Source organism: Pseudonocardia oceani (assembly GCF_019263585.2).
GTDB lineage: Bacteria > Actinomycetota > Actinomycetes > Mycobacteriales > Pseudonocardiaceae > Pseudonocardia > Pseudonocardia oceani.
Map to the genome: position 1 here is coordinate 4,559,378 of NZ_JADQDF010000001.1, position 17,104 is coordinate 4,576,481.

18 protein-coding genes and 1 pseudogene are annotated in these 17,104 nt (G+C 73.4%); 7 read left to right on the top strand and 12 right to left on the bottom strand.

All coding sequences use genetic code 11. The annotated features are described in order from the left end of the window. Window positions 1–234: 234 nt before the first annotated feature. Both I4I82_RS22870 and rfbC read right to left on the bottom strand, forming a co-directional pair. On the bottom strand, window positions 235–1,560 hold the full coding sequence (locus tag I4I82_RS22870) for an NAD(P)H-dependent oxidoreductase (RefSeq protein ID WP_226370203.1): 1,326 nt from the start codon (window positions 1,558–1,560) through the stop codon (window positions 235–237). Continuing rightward, a complete protein-coding gene (gene rfbC / locus I4I82_RS22875; RefSeq protein ID WP_218589104.1) occupies window positions 1,521–2,069 on the bottom strand; it encodes a dTDP-4-dehydrorhamnose 3,5-epimerase in 549 nt (182 codons plus the stop codon). Before rfbC ends, I4I82_RS22870 begins: the two co-directional genes overlap by 40 nt. A gap of 114 nt (window positions 2,070–2,183) precedes the next feature. Between rfbC and I4I82_RS22880 the strand changes: the two genes are divergently transcribed. From I4I82_RS22880 to map, 3 genes are all read left to right on the top strand, one after another. Then, window positions 2,184–3,983, top strand: coding sequence for a penicillin-binding transpeptidase domain-containing protein (locus tag I4I82_RS22880; protein ID WP_218589105.1), 1,800 nt, complete (start codon window positions 2,184–2,186; stop codon window positions 3,981–3,983). Between the two features lie 74 nt (window positions 3,984–4,057). After that, the gene (locus I4I82_RS22885; RefSeq protein WP_218589106.1) at window positions 4,058–4,435 is read left to right on the top strand and encodes a DUF3054 domain-containing protein; all 378 of its coding nucleotides are present in this window, start codon (window positions 4,058–4,060) and stop codon (window positions 4,433–4,435) included. Between the two features lie 41 nt (window positions 4,436–4,476). Then, window positions 4,477–5,334, top strand: coding sequence for a type I methionyl aminopeptidase (gene map, locus I4I82_RS22890; RefSeq protein WP_218589107.1), 858 nt, complete (start codon window positions 4,477–4,479; stop codon window positions 5,332–5,334). On the opposite strand, the gene I4I82_RS22895 is transcribed toward map, so the two are convergent. Next, on the bottom strand, window positions 5,321–5,464 hold the full coding sequence (locus tag I4I82_RS22895) for a hypothetical protein (RefSeq protein WP_218589108.1): 144 nt from the start codon (window positions 5,462–5,464) through the stop codon (window positions 5,321–5,323). The two genes, map and I4I82_RS22895, sit on opposite strands and share 14 nt — an antisense overlap. A gap of 128 nt (window positions 5,465–5,592) precedes the next feature. Here I4I82_RS22895 and I4I82_RS22900 point away from each other — a divergent pair, with 128 nt between their 5' ends. Continuing rightward, on the top strand, window positions 5,593–6,168 hold the full coding sequence (locus I4I82_RS22900) for a pyridoxamine 5'-phosphate oxidase family protein (RefSeq protein WP_218589109.1): 576 nt from the start codon (window positions 5,593–5,595) through the stop codon (window positions 6,166–6,168). A 79-nt stretch (window positions 6,169–6,247) separates the two neighbouring features. On the opposite strand, the gene I4I82_RS22905 is transcribed toward I4I82_RS22900, so the two are convergent. From I4I82_RS22905 to I4I82_RS22940, 8 genes are read right to left on the bottom strand one after another with little or no spacing between them, the layout of a single operon-like run. Then, window positions 6,248–6,712 (bottom strand): SRPBCC family protein, encoded by a 465-nt coding sequence (locus I4I82_RS22905; protein WP_226370204.1) that lies wholly within the window; start codon window positions 6,710–6,712, stop codon window positions 6,248–6,250. Further along, window positions 6,709–7,176: a peroxiredoxin gene (locus tag I4I82_RS22910; RefSeq protein WP_218589110.1), complete on the bottom strand. Its 468-nt coding sequence runs from the start codon at window positions 7,174–7,176 to the stop codon at window positions 6,709–6,711. Before I4I82_RS22910 ends, I4I82_RS22905 begins: the two co-directional genes overlap by 4 nt. Continuing rightward, complete coding sequence (locus tag I4I82_RS22915) at window positions 7,173–8,009, bottom strand: DUF1295 domain-containing protein (protein WP_225920653.1); 837 nt, start codon at window positions 8,007–8,009, stop codon at window positions 7,173–7,175. The genes I4I82_RS22910 and I4I82_RS22915 overlap by 4 nt, the downstream gene beginning before the upstream one ends. Window positions 8,010–8,014: 5 nt before the next feature. Then, entirely contained in the window at window positions 8,015–9,433 is a 1,419-nt protein-coding gene (locus tag I4I82_RS22920) for an SAM-dependent methyltransferase (RefSeq protein ID WP_218589112.1), read from the bottom strand. 31 nt (window positions 9,434–9,464) lie between these two features. Further along, entirely contained in the window at window positions 9,465–10,748 is a 1,284-nt protein-coding gene (locus tag I4I82_RS22925) for an SAM-dependent methyltransferase (RefSeq protein WP_218589113.1), read from the bottom strand. Then, window positions 10,745–11,467 carry a DUF1365 domain-containing protein gene (locus I4I82_RS22930; protein WP_218589131.1) on the bottom strand — a complete coding sequence of 241 codons (723 nt, stop codon included), beginning with the start codon at window positions 11,465–11,467 and terminating at the stop codon, window positions 10,745–10,747. Before I4I82_RS22930 ends, I4I82_RS22925 begins: the two co-directional genes overlap by 4 nt. A 59-nt stretch (window positions 11,468–11,526) precedes the next feature. Continuing rightward, window positions 11,527–12,801: an NAD(P)/FAD-dependent oxidoreductase gene (locus tag I4I82_RS22935; RefSeq protein WP_218589114.1), complete on the bottom strand. Its 1,275-nt coding sequence runs from the start codon at window positions 12,799–12,801 to the stop codon at window positions 11,527–11,529. Next, entirely contained in the window at window positions 12,798–13,505 is a 708-nt protein-coding gene (locus tag I4I82_RS22940) for an alpha/beta hydrolase (protein ID WP_226370206.1), read from the bottom strand. Before I4I82_RS22940 ends, I4I82_RS22935 begins: the two co-directional genes overlap by 4 nt. A 119-nt stretch (window positions 13,506–13,624) precedes the next feature. On the opposite strand from I4I82_RS22940, the gene I4I82_RS22945 reads away from it, so the two are divergent. From I4I82_RS22945 to I4I82_RS35045, 3 genes and pseudogenes are all read left to right on the top strand, one after another. Continuing rightward, window positions 13,625–14,434, top strand: a complete 810-nt coding sequence (locus I4I82_RS22945; protein ID WP_218589116.1) for a lysophospholipid acyltransferase family protein — start codon at window positions 13,625–13,627, stop codon at window positions 14,432–14,434. A 127-nt stretch (window positions 14,435–14,561) separates the two neighbouring features. Beyond that, entirely contained in the window at window positions 14,562–15,428 is an 867-nt protein-coding gene (locus I4I82_RS22950) for a type IV toxin-antitoxin system AbiEi family antitoxin domain-containing protein (RefSeq protein WP_218589117.1), read from the top strand. A gap of 149 nt (window positions 15,429–15,577) precedes the next feature. Beyond that, a pseudogene (locus I4I82_RS35045) lies at window positions 15,578–16,027 on the top strand (DUF7010 family protein); the annotation flags it as partial. 90 nt (window positions 16,028–16,117) lie between these two features. On the opposite strand, the gene I4I82_RS22955 reads toward I4I82_RS35045, so the two are convergent. Beyond that, on the bottom strand, window positions 16,118–17,071 hold the full coding sequence (locus tag I4I82_RS22955) for an acyl-CoA desaturase (RefSeq protein ID WP_372451331.1): 954 nt from the start codon (window positions 17,069–17,071) through the stop codon (window positions 16,118–16,120). Window positions 17,072–17,104: the final 33 nt, after the last annotated feature.

Here is a 17,104-nt window from a genome sequence, read left to right on the forward strand (position 1 = left end):
GCGCCGCGATCAGCCACCGGTGCGGCGCAGGCGGGGGTCGAGGGGGAGGACGGACCAGGGCGTGCCTGCTGCTCCCGGGTGCGGTCGCGGCGGTGCCGGCCGGTCCGGGAGCGGTGCCGCCGACGCTCTGCACCGCGCACATCGTCGTCGGCGGGGTGCTGCGCAACGCCGGACGCCGCGGCCCCCTGGAGTACGGGGTGGCCGCGGCGTCCGGTGCCGTGCGCGAGCGCGTGCTCAGGCGCTCGGGAAGAGCTTCTCCTGCTCCGCGCGCAGCTCGTCGACCAGGCGGCCCGGGGGCAGCGTGACGTCGGCGTAGGTGAGCACGTCGTCCTTCTTCACGTCTCGCAGCAGCACGCAGCCCTCGGCCACGCCCATCGGCAGCAGCCCCTCGGCGCGCGTGACCGGCGTCGACTCGGCGAGGCCGTAGGTGTCGTAGCCACCCAGCCCGTCGAGCGTGTCGCCCGCCCTGAGGTCGCGCTTCACGCCCGCGACGACGTCGACGCGCGGCCCGCCGGGCGGGGTGAGCGCGGCGTCGGCGAAGTCGACCGCGCGCGCGATCGTGTTCGGCACCTCGAAGTGGCAGAGGTGGTAGGGCGTGTAGAACGAGTACAGCGGGCCCTTCCCGAGCTTGTAGAGCTCGAGGTAGTGGCGCTGCTTGGGGTCGTCGTGCGTGCCCAGGACGTAGATGCCGGGCCCGGGCTGCGACCCCACCACGTAGTCGACGATCCCGCCGAGCTCGCGCAGCTGGTCGACGTCGTACATGCCGGTGAGCTCGTCGACGTGGCCGTGGTGGTCGCGGCCGAACATGCCCCGCTTCGGCACCGTGAAGCCGTGCGCGTTGGCCACGATGGCCTCCTCGAACGACACCTTGGTGCCGTCGGCGAAGCTGGTGACCATGTAGGGGTCCTGGCCCCACTTCTCGGCGAACCCCTTCTGCGTCGTGGGGTTGCGGTACTCGTCCTGCAGGCCCTTGATGTTGCCCGACACCAGCGGCGTCACGCCCAGGCTCTTCACGAACCGGATCAGGTTGCCCTGCACGCCGGGCTGGTCGCCGTCGACGCCGGTGAGGATGACGCCGGCCTCGCGCGCGCGGTGCGCGAGCAGCGGGCCCACGGTGCCGTCGAGCTCGGCGTTCATGGTGACGACGGGCAGCCCGCGCTCGATCGCGGCGACGGTGACGCGCGCACCGAACTCGACCGCGCCCGTCACGTCGACGATGCAGTCGATCTGCTCGGCCGCCAGCAGCTCGAAGGCGTCCTCGAGCACGCAGGGGGTGGCGGCGGTGATCGCGGCGTCGATCTCCGCGGCGGTGCTCACGCGGGTCGGCGTGGCGCCGGCCTCGGTGTAGGCGCGCTCGGCGTTGGCGAGGGTCTTGTTCGCCACGGCGACGAGCAGCATGCCCGGCACGGTGTTGATGATGTGATTGGCCAGGCCGCGGCCCATGAAGCCGGCGCCGACCATGCCCACGCGGATCGGGCGGCCCTCGGCCTCGCGGCGCTGCAGCGCGGTGTCGGTGATGATCATCGCGAGCCCCATGGCTTCTCGGACAGCAGCGGCCACGCCGCGTCCTTGGGCGAGACGACCGTGGGCTGGATCGGCCACGGGAGCGCGAGCTCCGGGTCGTCCCAGCGCAGGCCGCCCTCGGCGCCGGGCTGGTAGGCGGTGCTCACCTGGTAGTGGACGGTGGCGCCGTCGGTGAGCGCGATGTAGCCGTGCCCGAAGTCCTTGGGCACCAGTAGCGAGGTCATGTTGTCCTCGGTGAGCTCCGCCCCGAAGTGCTGCATGAAGGTGGGGGAGTCGGGGCGCAGGTCCACGATCACGTCCCAGATCGCCCCGCGCAGGCAGCGGACCAGCTTGGTCTCCTGGTGCGGGTCGAACTGGAAGTGCATCCCGCGCAGCGTGCCGGCCTTGTGGTTGAACGAGATGTTCGTCTGCTCGACGACGGGGTCGAGCCCCGCGTCGATGAACTCCTGGCGGCAGAAGGCCCGGGCGAAGAAGCCGCGGTCGTCCTCCAGGCGCTTGAGGTCGATCAGGGCGGCACCGTCGAGCGGCGTCGGTTGGATCAGCATGGATGCCTTCGCGTCGTCTGAGTCGACTGCGTGAGCCGACGTCTCGGGACCCCGATCGTAGGGGGCGCCGTGTCACCCTCTCGTGGTGCCCGGCCGGTCGGCATACTCGCGGTCGTGCCCCGCCGCGTCCTCGCCCTGCTCCTCACGGCGGGGGTGCTGGGCGCGACCGCCGGCTGCGGCCTGTTCGGCGGCGGCCCGGACGAGGCGGTCGAGGGGTTCGTGGCCGCGTGGAGCACAGGGGACCTCGCCGGGGCGGCGGCGCTGACCGACGACCCCGAGGCCGCGCTCACCCTGCTCACCGCCACCCGGGACGCGCTGGCGCCACAGGCCCTGACGGCGGAGGCGGCGCAGGTCCGCACGGCCACCGACCGCGCGACGGCCTCGGTCGATCTCACGTGGGACCTCGGCGGCGGGCGGCTGTGGAGCTACCTCGGCGAGCTGGAGCTCGCGCCCGACAGCGACCGCGAGTCCGGCTGGGAGGTGCGCTGGGCGCCGACCGTCGTCCACCCGCAGCTCGGGGCCGGCCAGCGGCTCGCCCTGCGCAGCGAGACCCCGGCGCCCGCGCCCGTCGTCGACCGGATCGGCGCGCCGCTGCTGGAGGCGACGCCGGTGGTGTCGGTGCTGCTCGACCGCACCGCGGCAGGTGACCTGCCCGCCGTCACCGGGGCGCTGGCGGCGGCGCTGGGCCCGCTGGACCCGGCCATCACGCAGGCCTCGATCACCGACGGCGCCGCCCGCACGCCGGACGGGCAGGTCTACACCGTCGCTGTGCTGCGCGAGACCGACTACCGCTCGGTGCGGGACGCGATCTACGAGCTGCCCGGCGTCCGCTTCGTCACGGCGCAGCGGCTGCTGGGCCCCGACGCCGCGTTCGCCCGCCAGGTGCTGCCCGCGGTCCGCACCCTGGTGGCGCCGCAGCTCGACGGCGTCGCGGGCTGGTCGGTGCGCGTCGTCGACGGCAGTGGCGGCGACATCACCGCGCTGGCCGAGACCCCGCCGCGGCCCGGCTCCACCGTCGCGGTCGGGCTGGACCGGGCCCTGCAGACCGCCGCCGAGGACGCCGTCGAACCCATCCCGCAGCAGGCGGTGCTGGTGGCGATCGCGCCGTCGACGGGGGAGGTGCTGACCGTCGCGCAGAACGGGGCAGCCGACGCCGAGGGGGCGCTGGCGCTCACAGGCCGTTACCCGCCCGGCTCCACCTTCAAGATCGTGACGGCCGCGGCGGGCATCGCCGAGGACGGGCTGGCGCTCGACACCCCGGTCGCCTGCCCCGGCACGCTCGCGATCGGCGGGCGCCCGGTGCCCAACATCGACGAGTTCGACCTCGGCACCGTGCCGCTGCGCACCGCGTTCGCCCGTTCCTGCAACACGACGTTCGCGCAGATCGGGGCGGGGCTCGCGCCCGGCGCGCTCCCCGAGGCCGCCCTCACCCTCGGCCTGGGCGCCGACTTCGCGATCCCCGCGATCACGACGATCACCGGCTCGGTGCCGGTGGCGCAGGCCGAGGTGCAGCGCGCGGAGAACGGGTTCGGGCAGGGCCAGGTGCTGGCCAGCCCGTTCGGGATGGCGCTGGTGGCGGCCACCGTCGCGCACGGGGCGCCGGTGGTGCCGCGGCTGATCGAGGACGAGCCCACGCAGGCGCTGGTGCCCGCGACCGCGCCGGACCCGGCGGTGCTCGACGTCGTCCGACCGATGATGCGGGCCGTGGTCACCGAGGGCTCGGCGACGGCGCTGGCCGGGCTGGGCGAGGTGTACGGCAAGACCGGCACGGCGGAGTTCACCGACGACGGCCGCGCCCACGGCTGGTTCGTCGGCTTCCGCGGCGACGTGGCGTTCGCTGTGCTGGTGGTGGACGGCGGGTCGTCGGGCCCCGCGGTGGCGGCGGCGGCCCGCTTCCTGGGCGCCGCCCCCTGACCCCCACCCGGCAGGTTCTCCGTCCTCTCCCGGCGAGTTCGCCGTCCCCAGGGCAGGGGTCCTACCCTGGGCCCATGTCGCGCAGCCGGATCCCCGCGCTCGCCCTCGCCGCCGACCTGGTGGCGGTGGTCGTGTTCGCCGCCGTCGGCCGCCTCAACCACGCCGAGGCGGGCGACCTCTGGGGCCTCGCCGGCACCGCCGCGCCGTTCGCGGTCGGTGCGGTCGCCGCGTGGGCCACGCCGTACGTGCGCGCCGACCCGCCGGGACTCAGGGTCGGGGCTGCGGTGCTGGCCGTCACCGTCGTCGTCGGGCTGGCGCTGCGGGCCGGGTTCACCGGCCGGCTCCCGCTGAGCTTCGCGATCGTGACCACGCTCTCGCTCGCCGTGCTGATGCTCGGCTGGCGCGCGTTGTCGCTGGTCGTGGCCCGGCGAGCCGCCCACCGCGTGCGCTGAGCCCTCGGACGCCCCTCCCGGTGCCGACCTACACTGGGCCCATGTCCGCCCGCACGCTGCTGACCCCCGGTACGCCCACGCCGATCCGCCCCGTCCCCGCGCACATCCCGCGGCCGGAGTACGTCGGCAAGAAGGCCCCGGCGCGCAGCACCGAGCCGTGGGTGCAGGACGCCGGGACGATCGAGCTCATGCGCCACGCCGGCCGGATCGCCGCGCAGGCGCTCGCCGCGGGCGGAGCGGCGGTCGCGCCGGGCGTCACCACCGACGAGGTCGACGCCGTCGTGCACGAGTACCTGCTCGACCACGACGCCTACCCGTCGACGCTGGGCTACAAGGGCTTCCCGAAGTCCTGCTGCACCAGCCTCAACGAGGTGATCTGCCACGGCATCCCGGACACGACCGTGATCCAGGACGGCGACATCGTCAACATCGACGTCACCGGCTTCGTCGGCGGGGTCCACGGCGACACCAACGCCACCTTCCTCGCCGGCGACGTCGACGAGGAGAGCCGCCTGCTCGTCGAGCGCACCCGCGAGGCGATGATGCGCGCGATCAAGGCCGTGCGCCCGGGCCGCGAGCTCAACGTCGTCGGCCGCGTCATCGAGTCCTACGCCAAGCGCTTCGGCTACGGCGTGGTCCGCGACTTCACCGGCCACGGCATCGGTCGCAGCTTCCACAGCGGTCTCGTGGTGCTGCACTACGACGAGCCGGACGTCGACACGGTCCTCGAGGAGGGCATGACGTTCACGATCGAGCCGATGATCACCCTCGGCTCGATCGACTACGACATCTGGTCCGACGGCTGGACCGTCGTCACCAAGGACCGCTCGCGCACCGCCCAGTTCGAGCACACCATCCTCGTCACGGCCGACGGCGCGGAGATCCTCACCCTGCCCTGAGCCCCCGGAACAGCGCATCGGCCAGGCCCTCGGGGCGCAGCTGGACGCCCACGTGGCTGCTGTCGAGGTCGTGCACGGCGAACGGGTTCCCGGGCGTCGCAGCGTCGGCGTCGGTGATCAGCGGCGCCACACGGCCGAGCTGCAGAACGCGCCGTGGACGAGGACGAAGGCCGGGGTCGTCGTCGGGGTGGTCGTCGGGGTGGTCGTCACAGCCGACATCATGGACGGACGGGCCCCGCGGGTGCGACCGTGACCGGCATGGCGAAGATCTACGACGACATCGACGAGCGCATGACGGCCTGGATCTCGCGCCAGCCGGTGTTCTTCGTCGCCACCGCCCCGCTCGCCGGCGACGGTCTGCTCAACCTCTCGCCCAAGGGCACGATCGGCACGTTCCGGGTGGTCGACCCGCTGACGTTCGCCTACCTCGACCTCACCGGCAGCGGCGTCGAGACCATCGCCCACCTGCGGGAGAACGGCCGGATCTGCGTGATGTTCTGCGCGTTCGACGGCGGGCCGCGGATCGTGCGCCTGCACGGCACCGGGCGCGTGGAGTTGGCCGCCGACCCCGGGTTCGACGCCGCGCTCGCGGCGTTCGGCGAGGCGGGGGAGAGCCGGCGCCCGCAGGCCCGGGCCGTGATCACCGTCGACGTCACCCGCGTCGCCGACGCCTGCGGCTACGCCGTGCCGCGCATGGACCTCGTGGAGGAGCGCGGCATCCTCGACGCGTGGGCCGACACCCGCGGCGAGGAGAAGCTGCGCACCTACCACGCCACCCGCAACGCCACGAGCATCGACGGCCTCCCGGGACTGCCCGCCCCGGTCTCGCCGTGAGCCCCCCGCTCGAGCTCCGGGGACTCGTGAGCGGCAACCGTGGCTCCGGCGACGATCGCCGCTCACGGGCCTGGAAGGCCTACACCTGCGCGGGCGACCCGAAGATCGTCTGCAGGCGGCGCAGCGTGTCGCGGATCGACTTCGCGTTGCCCTTGTGCATCCCGAACAGCTCGATGCCCCTGGCCACGGGCGATCCGGTGAAGTCGAACGTCTCCGTGACGCGGGTGCCGCCGTCGACGGGCTCCAGCTCGTAGCGCCAGATCGCGCGCGCCGGGTGGCACCAGCCGATGAGCCGGTCCTGCTCGAACTCGACCACGCGGTTGGTGATCCGGTAGGGCAGCCGCATCTTCATGTCCATGCCGAACCGGTCGCCCAGCGCCAGCCGCTCCGGTCCGGACGTGGCGCCGCGGACGGTGCCCGAGCCGTCGAACTCGTGGTGGCGGTGGGGGTTCGCGAGCAGCGCGAAGACCTCCGCCGCCGGAGCGGCCACCACCACGGAGGAGGTGACCGTCCGGCCGTCGATCACGGCGTGGTCGGAGCTCACGCGGCCGCCTTGTGGCGCTTGAGCGCCGCGAGGGCGTCGTCGGCGTGCATGTCGAACTTGGTCTCGCTCGCGATCACCTCGATGATCCGCCGGTCCTGGCCGATGACGAAGGTCTTGCGCTTGGTCTGCAGACCGCCGGGAAGCCAGGAACGCTTCGCGCCCAGCTCCTTGGCCACCTTCTTGCCGGCGTCGGACAGCAGCGGGTAGCCCAGCGAGTGCGCGGTGGCGAAGGTGCTCTGCGCGGTCACGTCGTCGCCGCTGATCCCGACCGGCTGCGCGCCCAGCGCCGCGAACTCCCCGGCGAGGTCCCGGAAGTGGCAGGCCTCCTGGGTGCAGCCGCCGCTGGAGGCGATGGGGTAGAAGAACAGGACCACGGGGCCGTTCTGCAGCAGCGCGGACAGGCGACGGGGTGCGCCCGTCTCGTCCTGGAGCTCGAAGTCGCTGACCTGGTCGCCGACGTTCATGTGGATCCCTTCTCGGAGGTCTGTCGCGGGGGGAGCGGGAAGAAGCCGCTGGTGCGCTTCACGTACTCGACGTAGCCGGGGCGGCGGTTGCCGATCGTCGACTCCAGCAGCTTCGCGCCGGTGCCCCTGGCCAGCAGCCAGCTCATCAGCGCGGCGCTGACCAGCCCGATGAGGCCGGCCGGGTGGTGCAGGGCGAGCAGGGTCAGGCCCCACCACACCGCGGCGTCGCCGAAGTAGTTGGGGTGGCGGGTGTAGCGCCACAGGCCGCGGTCCATGACCTGGCCCTTGTTGGCCGGGTCGGCCTTGAACGCGGCGAGCTGGGCGTCGCCGACGGTCTCGAAGAAGAAGCCGACCGCGAAGGACAGCACGCCGAGGACGGTGACCGTGGTCGCGAGCGTGCCGGAGGCGTAGCCGTACTGGCCCAGCTGCACCGGCAGCGACACGACCCACATGATCACGGCCTGCGGCACGTAGACCGTGCGGACGATGTGCACGACCGGGTCGCCCTGCGCCCTGGACATGATCTCGACGTAGCGCGGGTCCTCGTCGGTGCCGCGGTTGCGCCGCTCGATGTGCCAGGCGAGCCGGAAGCCCCAGACGCAGGTCAGCGCCGTGATGAGCAGCTGGCGCCAGAGGTCGCCGTCGCCGAGGGCGAGGACGAACGAGGTGAGCGCGACGACCGCGAACCCCGCACCCCAGACGACGTCGATGCCGTCGTGGCGGTTGCCGCGCACGACCAGCGCCACGAACAGCGCGCCGGCGAACAGCACGAGCACGACGACGGCGGTGACCCACAGGTTGGTCAACGCCGCGCCCCAGGGGTACGGAGTCATGCCGGTCATCGTGTCGGGCCCGCCAGCAGGTCGCGCGCCGATCCGTTGGTGGGGGCGCCGTCCGTCACCGAGACGTGATCGGTCCCCTGATCGGCGACGCGGTCGAGCTCCGGGTCGCGGCCCAGGGTCGACGTGCGCCCGCGGGGCAGGCCGGAGCGGCCGTCGGCGTCGGGGCGGACCATGAGCATCTGGTGCACGCCCATCCGGTTCTCCTCGAACGCCAGCGCGGCGCCCGCGAGGTAGAGCAGCCAGACCCGCCACTGCTCCTCGCCGACGAGCCGGACCGCCTCCGCCCTGTTGTCCTGCAGCGTGTCGAGCCACGGCCGGACGGTCCAGACGTAGTGCTCGCGCAGGGAGTGGACGTCGACGACCTCGAGGCCCGCGGCCTCCAGGAAGTTCAGCGTCTCGCCCAGGGGGCGCATGTACATGTCCGGGGCGACGTAGGACTCCATGAACGCGCCGCCGCCCGGGGCCGTGTTGGCGCCCGCTGCGCCGCGCGACATCTGCTGCAGCAGCAGGCGCCCGTGGGGGAGCAGCAGCCTGTGCAGCTGCGCGGCGTAGACCGGGTAGTTGTCCTGGCCGACGTGCTCGCCCATCTCGATGCTGGAGATGGCGTCGAAGGGCTGGTCCGGGCTCGAGTCCGTTCCCAAGGCTCGGTAGTCCTGCAGCCGGATCTCGATCTTCTCCGACAGCCCGAGGGCCTCGACGCGCGCCATCCCGAACGCCCGCTGCTCGGCGCTGAGGGTGACCCCGACGGCCGTGACGCCGTAGTGCTGCGCGGCGTGGATCAGCAGCGACGCCCAGCCGCAGCCGACGTCGAGCAGGCGCATCCCCGGCTGCAGCCCGAGCTTGCGGCAGATGAGGTCGAGCTTGTCGGTCTGGGCCTCGCGCAGGCCGTAGGACGCGCTCGTCTCCTGGGTCCAGTAGCCGCAGGAGTAGGCCATCTGCGGGTCGAGGAGGAACTCGTAGAAGTCGTTGGAGAGGTCGTAGTGGTGCGCGATGGCGGCGCGGTCGCGGCGGCGGGTGTGCAGCCCGCCGTCGAGCCGGGCCTCCGACGCCGGGGGCTTCGGGCGCGGGCCCAGGATGCCGAGCTTCCCGGCCAGCTTCGCGGCGTCGAGCTTGTCGGCGGTGCTGAGCCTCAGAGCACCGAGGTCCTGGCTGCGCGCGAGCTTCCAGAACCGCGACAGGCCCTCGGCGACATCGCCCTCGACGTCGAGCTCACCCGCCACGAACGCCCGCGCGAGACCGAGCTCGCCCGGGTTCCACAGCAGCCGCCGCAGCGCGCGGCGGTGCCGGATGATCGCGACGGGGCCGTCGGGCGCGCCCGCCTCGGAGCCGTCCCACGCGCGCAGGCGGATGGGCAGCGGCGCGCCGATGAGGCGCTCGACGAGCCCGGCGAGCTGCGGGGCGACGGGAGTGGGCACGGTGGTGTCTCCGGATTCGGCCTGAGGGGGATCAGTACGGGCGGCGGTGCTGGAGCGAGAGCTGGTGGACGTCGAGGTAGCCGACGCGGAACCCGGCCTCGCAGTAGGCGAGGTAGAACTCCCACATGCGGCGGAAGGTCTCGTCGAAGCCGAGGCCGGCGACGGTCTCCCAGCGGTCCAGGAACGTGCGGCGCCAGTGCGCGAGCGTGCGGGCGTAGTCCGGGCCCAGGCTGCGGCGCTCGGCGATGCGCAGGCCGGTGTGGTCGCGCAGGTTCTGCTCGATGGCCTCGATCGACGGGATCACCCCGCCCGGGAAGACGTACTTGGAGATCCAGGTGTAGTCGTCCTGCGACACCAGCATCCGGTCGTGCGGCATGGTGATCGACTGCAGGCCGACCTTGCCGCCGGGCTTGAGCAGGCGGTCGAGTGCGGCGAAGTACGTCGGCCAGTAGGCCACGCCCACGGCCTCGATCATCTCGACGCTGACCACGGCGTCGTAGCTGCCCTGGGCCTCGCGGTAGTCGCGCAGCAGGACCTGTACGCGGTCGGCGACGCCGGCCGCCTCCAGGCGCTGCTCGGCGAGCTTCGCCTGCTCGGCGGAGATCGTCAGGGTGGTGACGCGGGCGCCGCGCTGCGCGGCGCGGGTGGCCAGGCCGCCCCAGCCGGTGCCGATCTCCAGGACGTGGCTGTCCGGGCCGACGCCCGCCATGTCCAGGATGCCGTCGATCTTGCGCTCCTGGGCGAGCACGAGGTCGTCGCTGCCGTCGGCGAACCAGCCGGCGGAGTAGGACATCGTCTCGTCGAGGAACGTGGCGAACAGGTCGTTGGACAGGTCGTAGTGGCGGTGGATGTTCTCCCGCGACCCCTCGACCGTGTTGACCTCCTCGCTGGGCTGGCGGGCCTCGGCGAAGCGCCGCCCGATGCGCTGCAGCACCGGCGGGATGAGCGTCGCCATCTTCGCCGCGAACGGGGCGAGGAGGTCGGCGAGCTCGGTGGTGGTCCAGTCGCCGACCATGTAGGACTCGCCGAACCCGATCTTCGAGCCCGCGCCGAGGCGGTGGAAGAACGCGTCGGGACGCACGATGCGCATGACGGGGGAGTCGGGGCCACCCGAGCCGATGCGCTCGCCGCCCGGGAACACCACCCGCACCGGCAGCGGCTTGACCGCCTGGCGGAACAGCGCCTCGGCGATGCGCGCCTTGCCCGGTGCCCGCGGCGGCGTGGCCAGACCCGGCCACACCCCTTCGTTGGGCCGCGGCACGAAGTGGTTGTTGGAGCGCCGGACCGGGGTCGGGCTGAAGGGTTCGGTCGTCACTGGACGCCTTCCTGTGGTGCGTGCTGCGGCCGGCGGATCACGGGCAGTCGCCGCAGCCACAGCGCGATGCCGTGGCGGCGGATGAGAGCCGAGGTGCGGTGGGTCACGAGCGGGCGCCGGACGAGCATCCGGGCCAGCGCGGCGGGGGTGGCCGGGCGCCGCGAGCCGGTGACGGTGGCCGTCAGCGCGGTCGCGTCGTCCTGGCGCAGGCTGACCGACACCGCCAGGCGCTCGCCGGGCAGCGGCAGCACCATCCGGTAGTCGCCCTCGACGGTGAGGAACGGCGAGACGTAGAAGTCCTTCGGCGTCTCGGCGCGGCCCGCGTCGTCGGTGCGCAGCAGGTAGCAGTGGCGCTCGCCGTAGGTGTTGTGGACCTCGGCGACGACGCACTCGAGCCCGCCGTCGGGCCGGTGGCACCAGTACACGGTGATCGGGTTGAACACGTACCCGAGCACCCGGGCGTGGGCGAGCATGAGGACCCGCCCGCCCGCGAGGTCGACGCCGTGGGTGGCCAGGTAGGCGTCGAGGTTCCGGCGGATGGTGCGGTCGGGGTCGCCGAGGTGGTCGCGCGCCTCGAACCGGGCGAACGGGCGCAGCCACACCGGCATCTGCGGCAGCGCGTCGAGGTCGACGAGCCAGAGGTAGACGGAGTGGGTGAAGCGCCGGTCCATGCTCTGACGCCGGACGTGGCGGACCTCGGTGTCGTACAGGGCGGGCACCTCCGGCGCCCGTGAGCGCGAAACGCTGCCCTGGGCCTGGTCGCCACTCACGACCTCGGTCACCAGCCCGCTCCGAGGCTCGCCGCGGCCCGCACGCCGGCCGCGCACCCGTCCTCGTGGAAGCCCCAGCCGTGGTAGGCGCCCGCGAAGGCCACCGTGCCGTCGTTGAGCAGCGGCAGGCGGCGCTGCGCGGCCACCGACCCCGGCGTGTAGATCGGGTGCTCGTAGTGCATGGTCGCGATCACCGAGTCCTGGTCGACGCGGTCGGTGCCGTTGAGCGTCACGACGTAGTCCTCGGGCTCGGCCAGGCGCTGCAGCCGGTTCATGTCGTAGGACACGAGCACCGGGGCGTCCTGGCTGGAGCAGGCGGACTTGAGGTAGTTCCACGATGCGCGGGCGCCGGCGTTGCGCGGTAGCACCGACGTGTCGCGGTGCAGCTGGGTCGTGTTGGCGGAGTAGGCGAAGGCGCCCAGAACCGCGCGCTCGTCGTCGGTGGGGCGGTCGAGCAGCGCGAGCGCCTGGTCGGGGTGCGTCGCGATGACGACCTTGTCGACGCGGTGCGGGCCGTCGGCCTCGATCCGCACGCCGTCGCCGTCGCGGCGCACGGACGTGACCGGGTTGCTGACGTGCACCGCCGAGAGCCCCTTGACGACCTTCTCCACGTAGGCGCGCGAGCCGCCCGTGACGGTGCGCCACTGCGGCGACCCGCTGACGGCGAGCAGCCCGTGGTGGTGCAGGAACGTGAACAGGTAGCGCGCCGGGTAGGACATCGACACCGTCTCGCCCGCCGACCACACGGCGCTCACGACGGGCAGCATGAAGTGCTCGACGAAGTAGCGCGAGTAGCCGCCGATGGCCAGGAAGGCGCCGAGGGTGACGTCGCCCGCGCGCTCGTCGTCGAGGACCCGGCGGGCGTGCCGGTGGAACCGGACGACCTCGCCGAGCATCCGCAGGTACTGCGGCCGGGCCGCGTTCGACAGCTGCGGGAACAGGCCACCGAGCTTGCGCGCCCCCGCGTACTCCAGCCCGCACCCCTCGCAGCGCACCGACATCGACATGTCCGACTCCTGCGTGGCCACCCCGAGCTCGGCGAACAGCCGCAGCAGGTTCGGGTAGGTCCGCTCGTTGTGGACGATGAAGCCGGAGTCCACGTTGGCCGTGCCGCCGTCCGGGGTGGACAGCTCGTGGGTGTGGGCGTGGCCACCCAGGCGGCCGTCGGCCTCGAACAGCGTGACGTCGTAGCGGCGCTGCAGCAGGTGGGCGGCGGTGAGCCCGGCGACCCCGGACCCGACGACGGCGGCCGTGGGCCGGGCGGTCGCGGGCAGCTGGCTCATGTGGTTGCTCCATCGAGTACGGCCCGGAGGCCGTTGGGCGGGGGTTGGCGCAGAGCGTTCGCAATCGCGGGGTCCTCGGGTTCGATGTGGAGGACGCCGAGCACGAATCGTGTGACGAGGTCGTGCCAGACCCGCGACCGGGCGATCATGAAGTGGCCGGCGCCGGGCACGTCGAAGCGGCAGATCCGCACGCCGCGCTCCTTGGCGCGCACGGCGTAGCGGAAGGACTCGCCGGGATCGGTCCAGCGCTCGCGGTCGCCGTGGGCGATGAGGACGGTGCGGCCGTCGAGCTGGTGGACGGGGTCGGAACCGTCGAGCCAGGGCGCGAGCGCGCAGACGGCGACGACGTTCGACCCCGCCGCGGCCCCGAGCGCGGCGCGCCCGCCCATCGAGTGCCCGACCAGCACGACCGGCACACCCGGGAAGCGCCCGGCCAGCTCGCCCAGCGCCCACTGGGCGTCGCGCAGGGCGTCGCGGGCCGGGGCGTTCCAGCCGCGGTAGCGGTAGCGGAGCAGGTGGACGGCGGGTCCGCGCCGGCTCAGCGCGCGGGCGAACGGCACCATCCGCCGGTAGGTCAGCCGCTTGCGCTCGCCGCTCTCGCGGCTGTGCGCGCGGCCGCCGTGCAGCACGAGCACCAGGGCGGCCGGGCGGTCCTGCTCCCGGCCGACGGGCTCCAACCGGGGCAGACCGGACTGATCGGGCACAGGGACCTCATGGACGGGGAACGGAACGCGGACAGTGTCCTGGGACATCCGTCTCCGCCCGCGGGCCGGTTGGGGGCTGGGACGCACGTCACACGCACCCCGTGCGACACAATGGACCGATGAGGCCGCTCACGACCTGGCAGAAGCTGCGCCTCACCGTCACGCGGCGGTGGGACACCTCCGGTTTCTGGTACGGGTTCGCCATCTGGGCGCTCTGGCCGTTCACGATGTTCGGCACCCGCATCGGCTGGAGCGGCGGCGAGCACATCCCCCGCACGGGTGGCGCCCTGCTCGCGATCAACCACGTCTCGTTCGCCGACCCGATCTTCGACGTCGCGTTCACCATCTCGCACGGGCGGATGCCGCGGTTCCTGGCGAAGTCGGAGCTGTGGGACGTGCCGGTGGTGCGGTCGGTTCTCGGCAAGGGCGGCCACATCCCGGTCTACCGCTCCTCGGCGCGCGCGGGCGACGCCTACCGCGAGGCCATCGCGGCCGTGCAGCGCGGCGAGATCGTCGCCTTCTACCCGGAGGGCACGTTCACGGCCGATCCCGAGGGCTGGCCCATGAAGTCCAAGAACGGCATCGGCCGGATCGCGCTCGTCACCGGTGCGCCGGTGATCCCCGTGGCCAACTGGGGCACGCAGGACGTCCTCCCTCCCGGGTCGAACCGGCCGCGCCTGTTCCTCCCGCGGCGGCGGGTCAGCGTGGTCGCGGGCCCGCCCGTCGACCTCTCCCGCTGGCTCGGCGGCCCCCGCACCCGCACCGCCCTCGACGGCGTCACCGCGGCGATCATGAACGACGTCACGGGGCTGGTGGCCGGGATCCGCGGCGAGCTGCCCCCGGCGCAGCCCTACGACCCGGCGGCGATCACCGCCGGCTCTTCCGGCCCGCCCGTGGGCGCGGCGGTGGACGAGCGCCCGGCGTCCTGAGGCTCATGATCGCCGGAAGTGGTGCAGGGCGGTCAGGGATGGCCGCTCCGCACCGCAGATCGTGATCATGGTCGGGAGTTCGGCCGAACCGCCTCGGTGATCATGGTCGGTCGGCGATCCTCGCCGGATGCTCCTCGACCACCTCCTCGCCCGGCAGGCCGGGGTGCTGACGACCGTGCAGGCCGTGGAGTGCGGGATCAGTGCCCGCACGGTGCGGCGCCGGGTCCAGCAGGGGGAGTGGGAGGTGCTGCATCCCGGCGTCCTCCTCGTGGGCGGGCACCGGCACTCCGACGAGGCACGGGTCCGGGCGGCGTGGCTGTGGGCCGGGACGTCGGCGATGGTCAGCGGCCCCGCGGCGGCGTACTGGCACCGGATGCTCGACCGGGCGCCGGCGGTGGTCGAGGTGACGGTTCCGCGCAACCGTCACCTGCGACCGCAGCCCGGCGTCGTGCTGCACCGGCGTGACCTCTCACCCGCCGACCACGTCGCCCACCGGCACCTGTCGCTCACTGCGGAGCCGCTGACCGCCCTCGAGACGGCGGTCGTGCAGCCCGGGGGATCGGTGTTCCTGGACCGGGCGCTGCAGCGGCACGTCCGGTTCCCGACGCTGTACCGCGCATACTGCCGCAACCTGGGTCGCCGCGGCTCGCCGCGGGCCACCGAGCTGATCGCGGCGTCGGCGGACCGGGCGGACTCGGCGGCCGAGCGCCTGCTCGTCACGCTGCTGCGGAACGCGGGGGTCACGGGTTGGGTGCTCGGGCACCCGTTCGGGTCGTGGCGGATCGATCTGGCGTTCCCCTCGGCGAAGCTCGCGATCGAGGTCGACGGGTGGGCGTGGCACGTCGACGCGGAGCGCTTCCGGAACGACCGGCGCAAGGGCAACGCGATCACCCGGGCCGGGTGGGACCTGCTCCGCTACACCTGGCACGCGCTGGACGGCGAGCCGGCCGCGACCGTTGCGGAGATCGCCGGCACCGTCGCCGCCGCGGCGTGACGACCGGCGTGATGACCGGCGTGATCACCGCCTGCGGTGCGCAGCGGCCACGGACGGCCGGGTGGCACCGCGGCCGGTGATCATGTGCCGAGCCGATCATGTGACAGATGCGCCTACCAGCCCCGGCCCCCGCTTGCGACCGTGGACGCATGGACGACGGCTGGTACGTGCGGGACCTCGCGGTCACCGCCGCGGTGTTCGGGGTGGCTGCGTTCCTGTGGTTCGGGTGGGGGCAGGAGGGCCCACCGGAGCGCTGGCGGGCCTGGCTCGGCGTCGGCTCCGGGGTGGGGCTGCTGGTCACGGGCGTCGGCGGGTTCCTGGCGTGGCGGAACTGGGGTCCGGAGTCGGTGTTCGCCGTCGCCGGGACCCCGCGGGTGTTCGGGATCGTCTGCGGCATCGAGTTCGGGCTGGCCGGCGTCGGCGCGGCGGTGCTGGGCGCCCGGGAGCGGCCGGAGTGGATCGCACCGTGGGTCGCGGTCGTTGTCGGCGTGCACTTCGTGCCGCTGGCGTGGATCTTCCGCGACCCGGCGCTGTTCCTGCTCGCCGCCCTGGTGACGGGCGCGGCCGTGGTGGCCGTGCTGCTGCGGGGACGGTTCACGCCCAGCGCGGTGACCGGCGTGGGGGCCGGCACCGCGCTGCTCGTGTTCGGGACTCGCGCCGCGCTGCTGGTCCTCTGGGCGCGAGCCCCCCTAGACGCGCGCCAGCTTCTCCAGCCGCCGCGCGGTGGGCCAGCGGACCGAGTGGGCCCAGCCGAGCTTCTCGAAGAGCCAGATCACGCGGGCGGAGACGTCGACCTGCCCGCGCTGCACGCCGTGACGGGCGCAGGTGGGGTCGGCGTGGTGCAGGTTGTGCCACGACTCGCCGAACGACAGGACGGCGAGCGGCCAGACGTTGCGCGAGTGGTCGCGGGAGGCGAAGGGCTGGTCGCCGATGACGTGGCAGATCGAGTTGATCGACCAGGTGACGTGGTGCAGCAGCGCGACCCGGACGAGCCCGCCCCAGAAGAACGCGGTGAGCGCCCCCCACCAGGACATCGTGACGAGCCCGCCGATGACGCCGGGGACGACGAGCGAGAGCGTGGCCCACAGGACGAACAGCCTGTCGACGCGCACGATGTCGCGGTCGGCGAGCAGGTCGGGGGTGAAGCGCTCCTCGTTGGTCTGGTCACGGCCGAACAGCCAGCCCATGTGGGCGTGGTAGAAGCCGCGGGCCAGCGCCGCGGGGCCGGTGCCGAACAGCCAGGGGGAGTGCGGGTCGCCCTCCTTGTCGGAGAACGCGTGGTGGCGGCGGTGGTCGGCCACCCAGTCGATGACGGGGCCCTGCAGCGCGAGGCTGCCCGACACCGCCAGCGCCACGCGCAGCACCCGGTTGGCCTTGAACGACCCGTGGGTGAAGTAGCGGTGGAACCCGACGGTGATGCCCAGGCCGCTGACCACGTAGAACGGCAGCGCGATGGCGAGGTCGACCCACGTCAGCCCCCAGCCCCACGCCACCGGCACGGCGGCCAGCAGGGCGAGCAGGGGCACGATGACGAAGACGTAGACGGCGACGGTGGACGCGACGCCGCGCTGCCCGTCGAGAAGGGGCTGCGGTGATCGCTTCTGCGGACCCGCCGTACGGGCGGGGCTCTCGGCTACGGACACGGGCACCTCGGTGTCGACGGGGGAAGGGTGGCC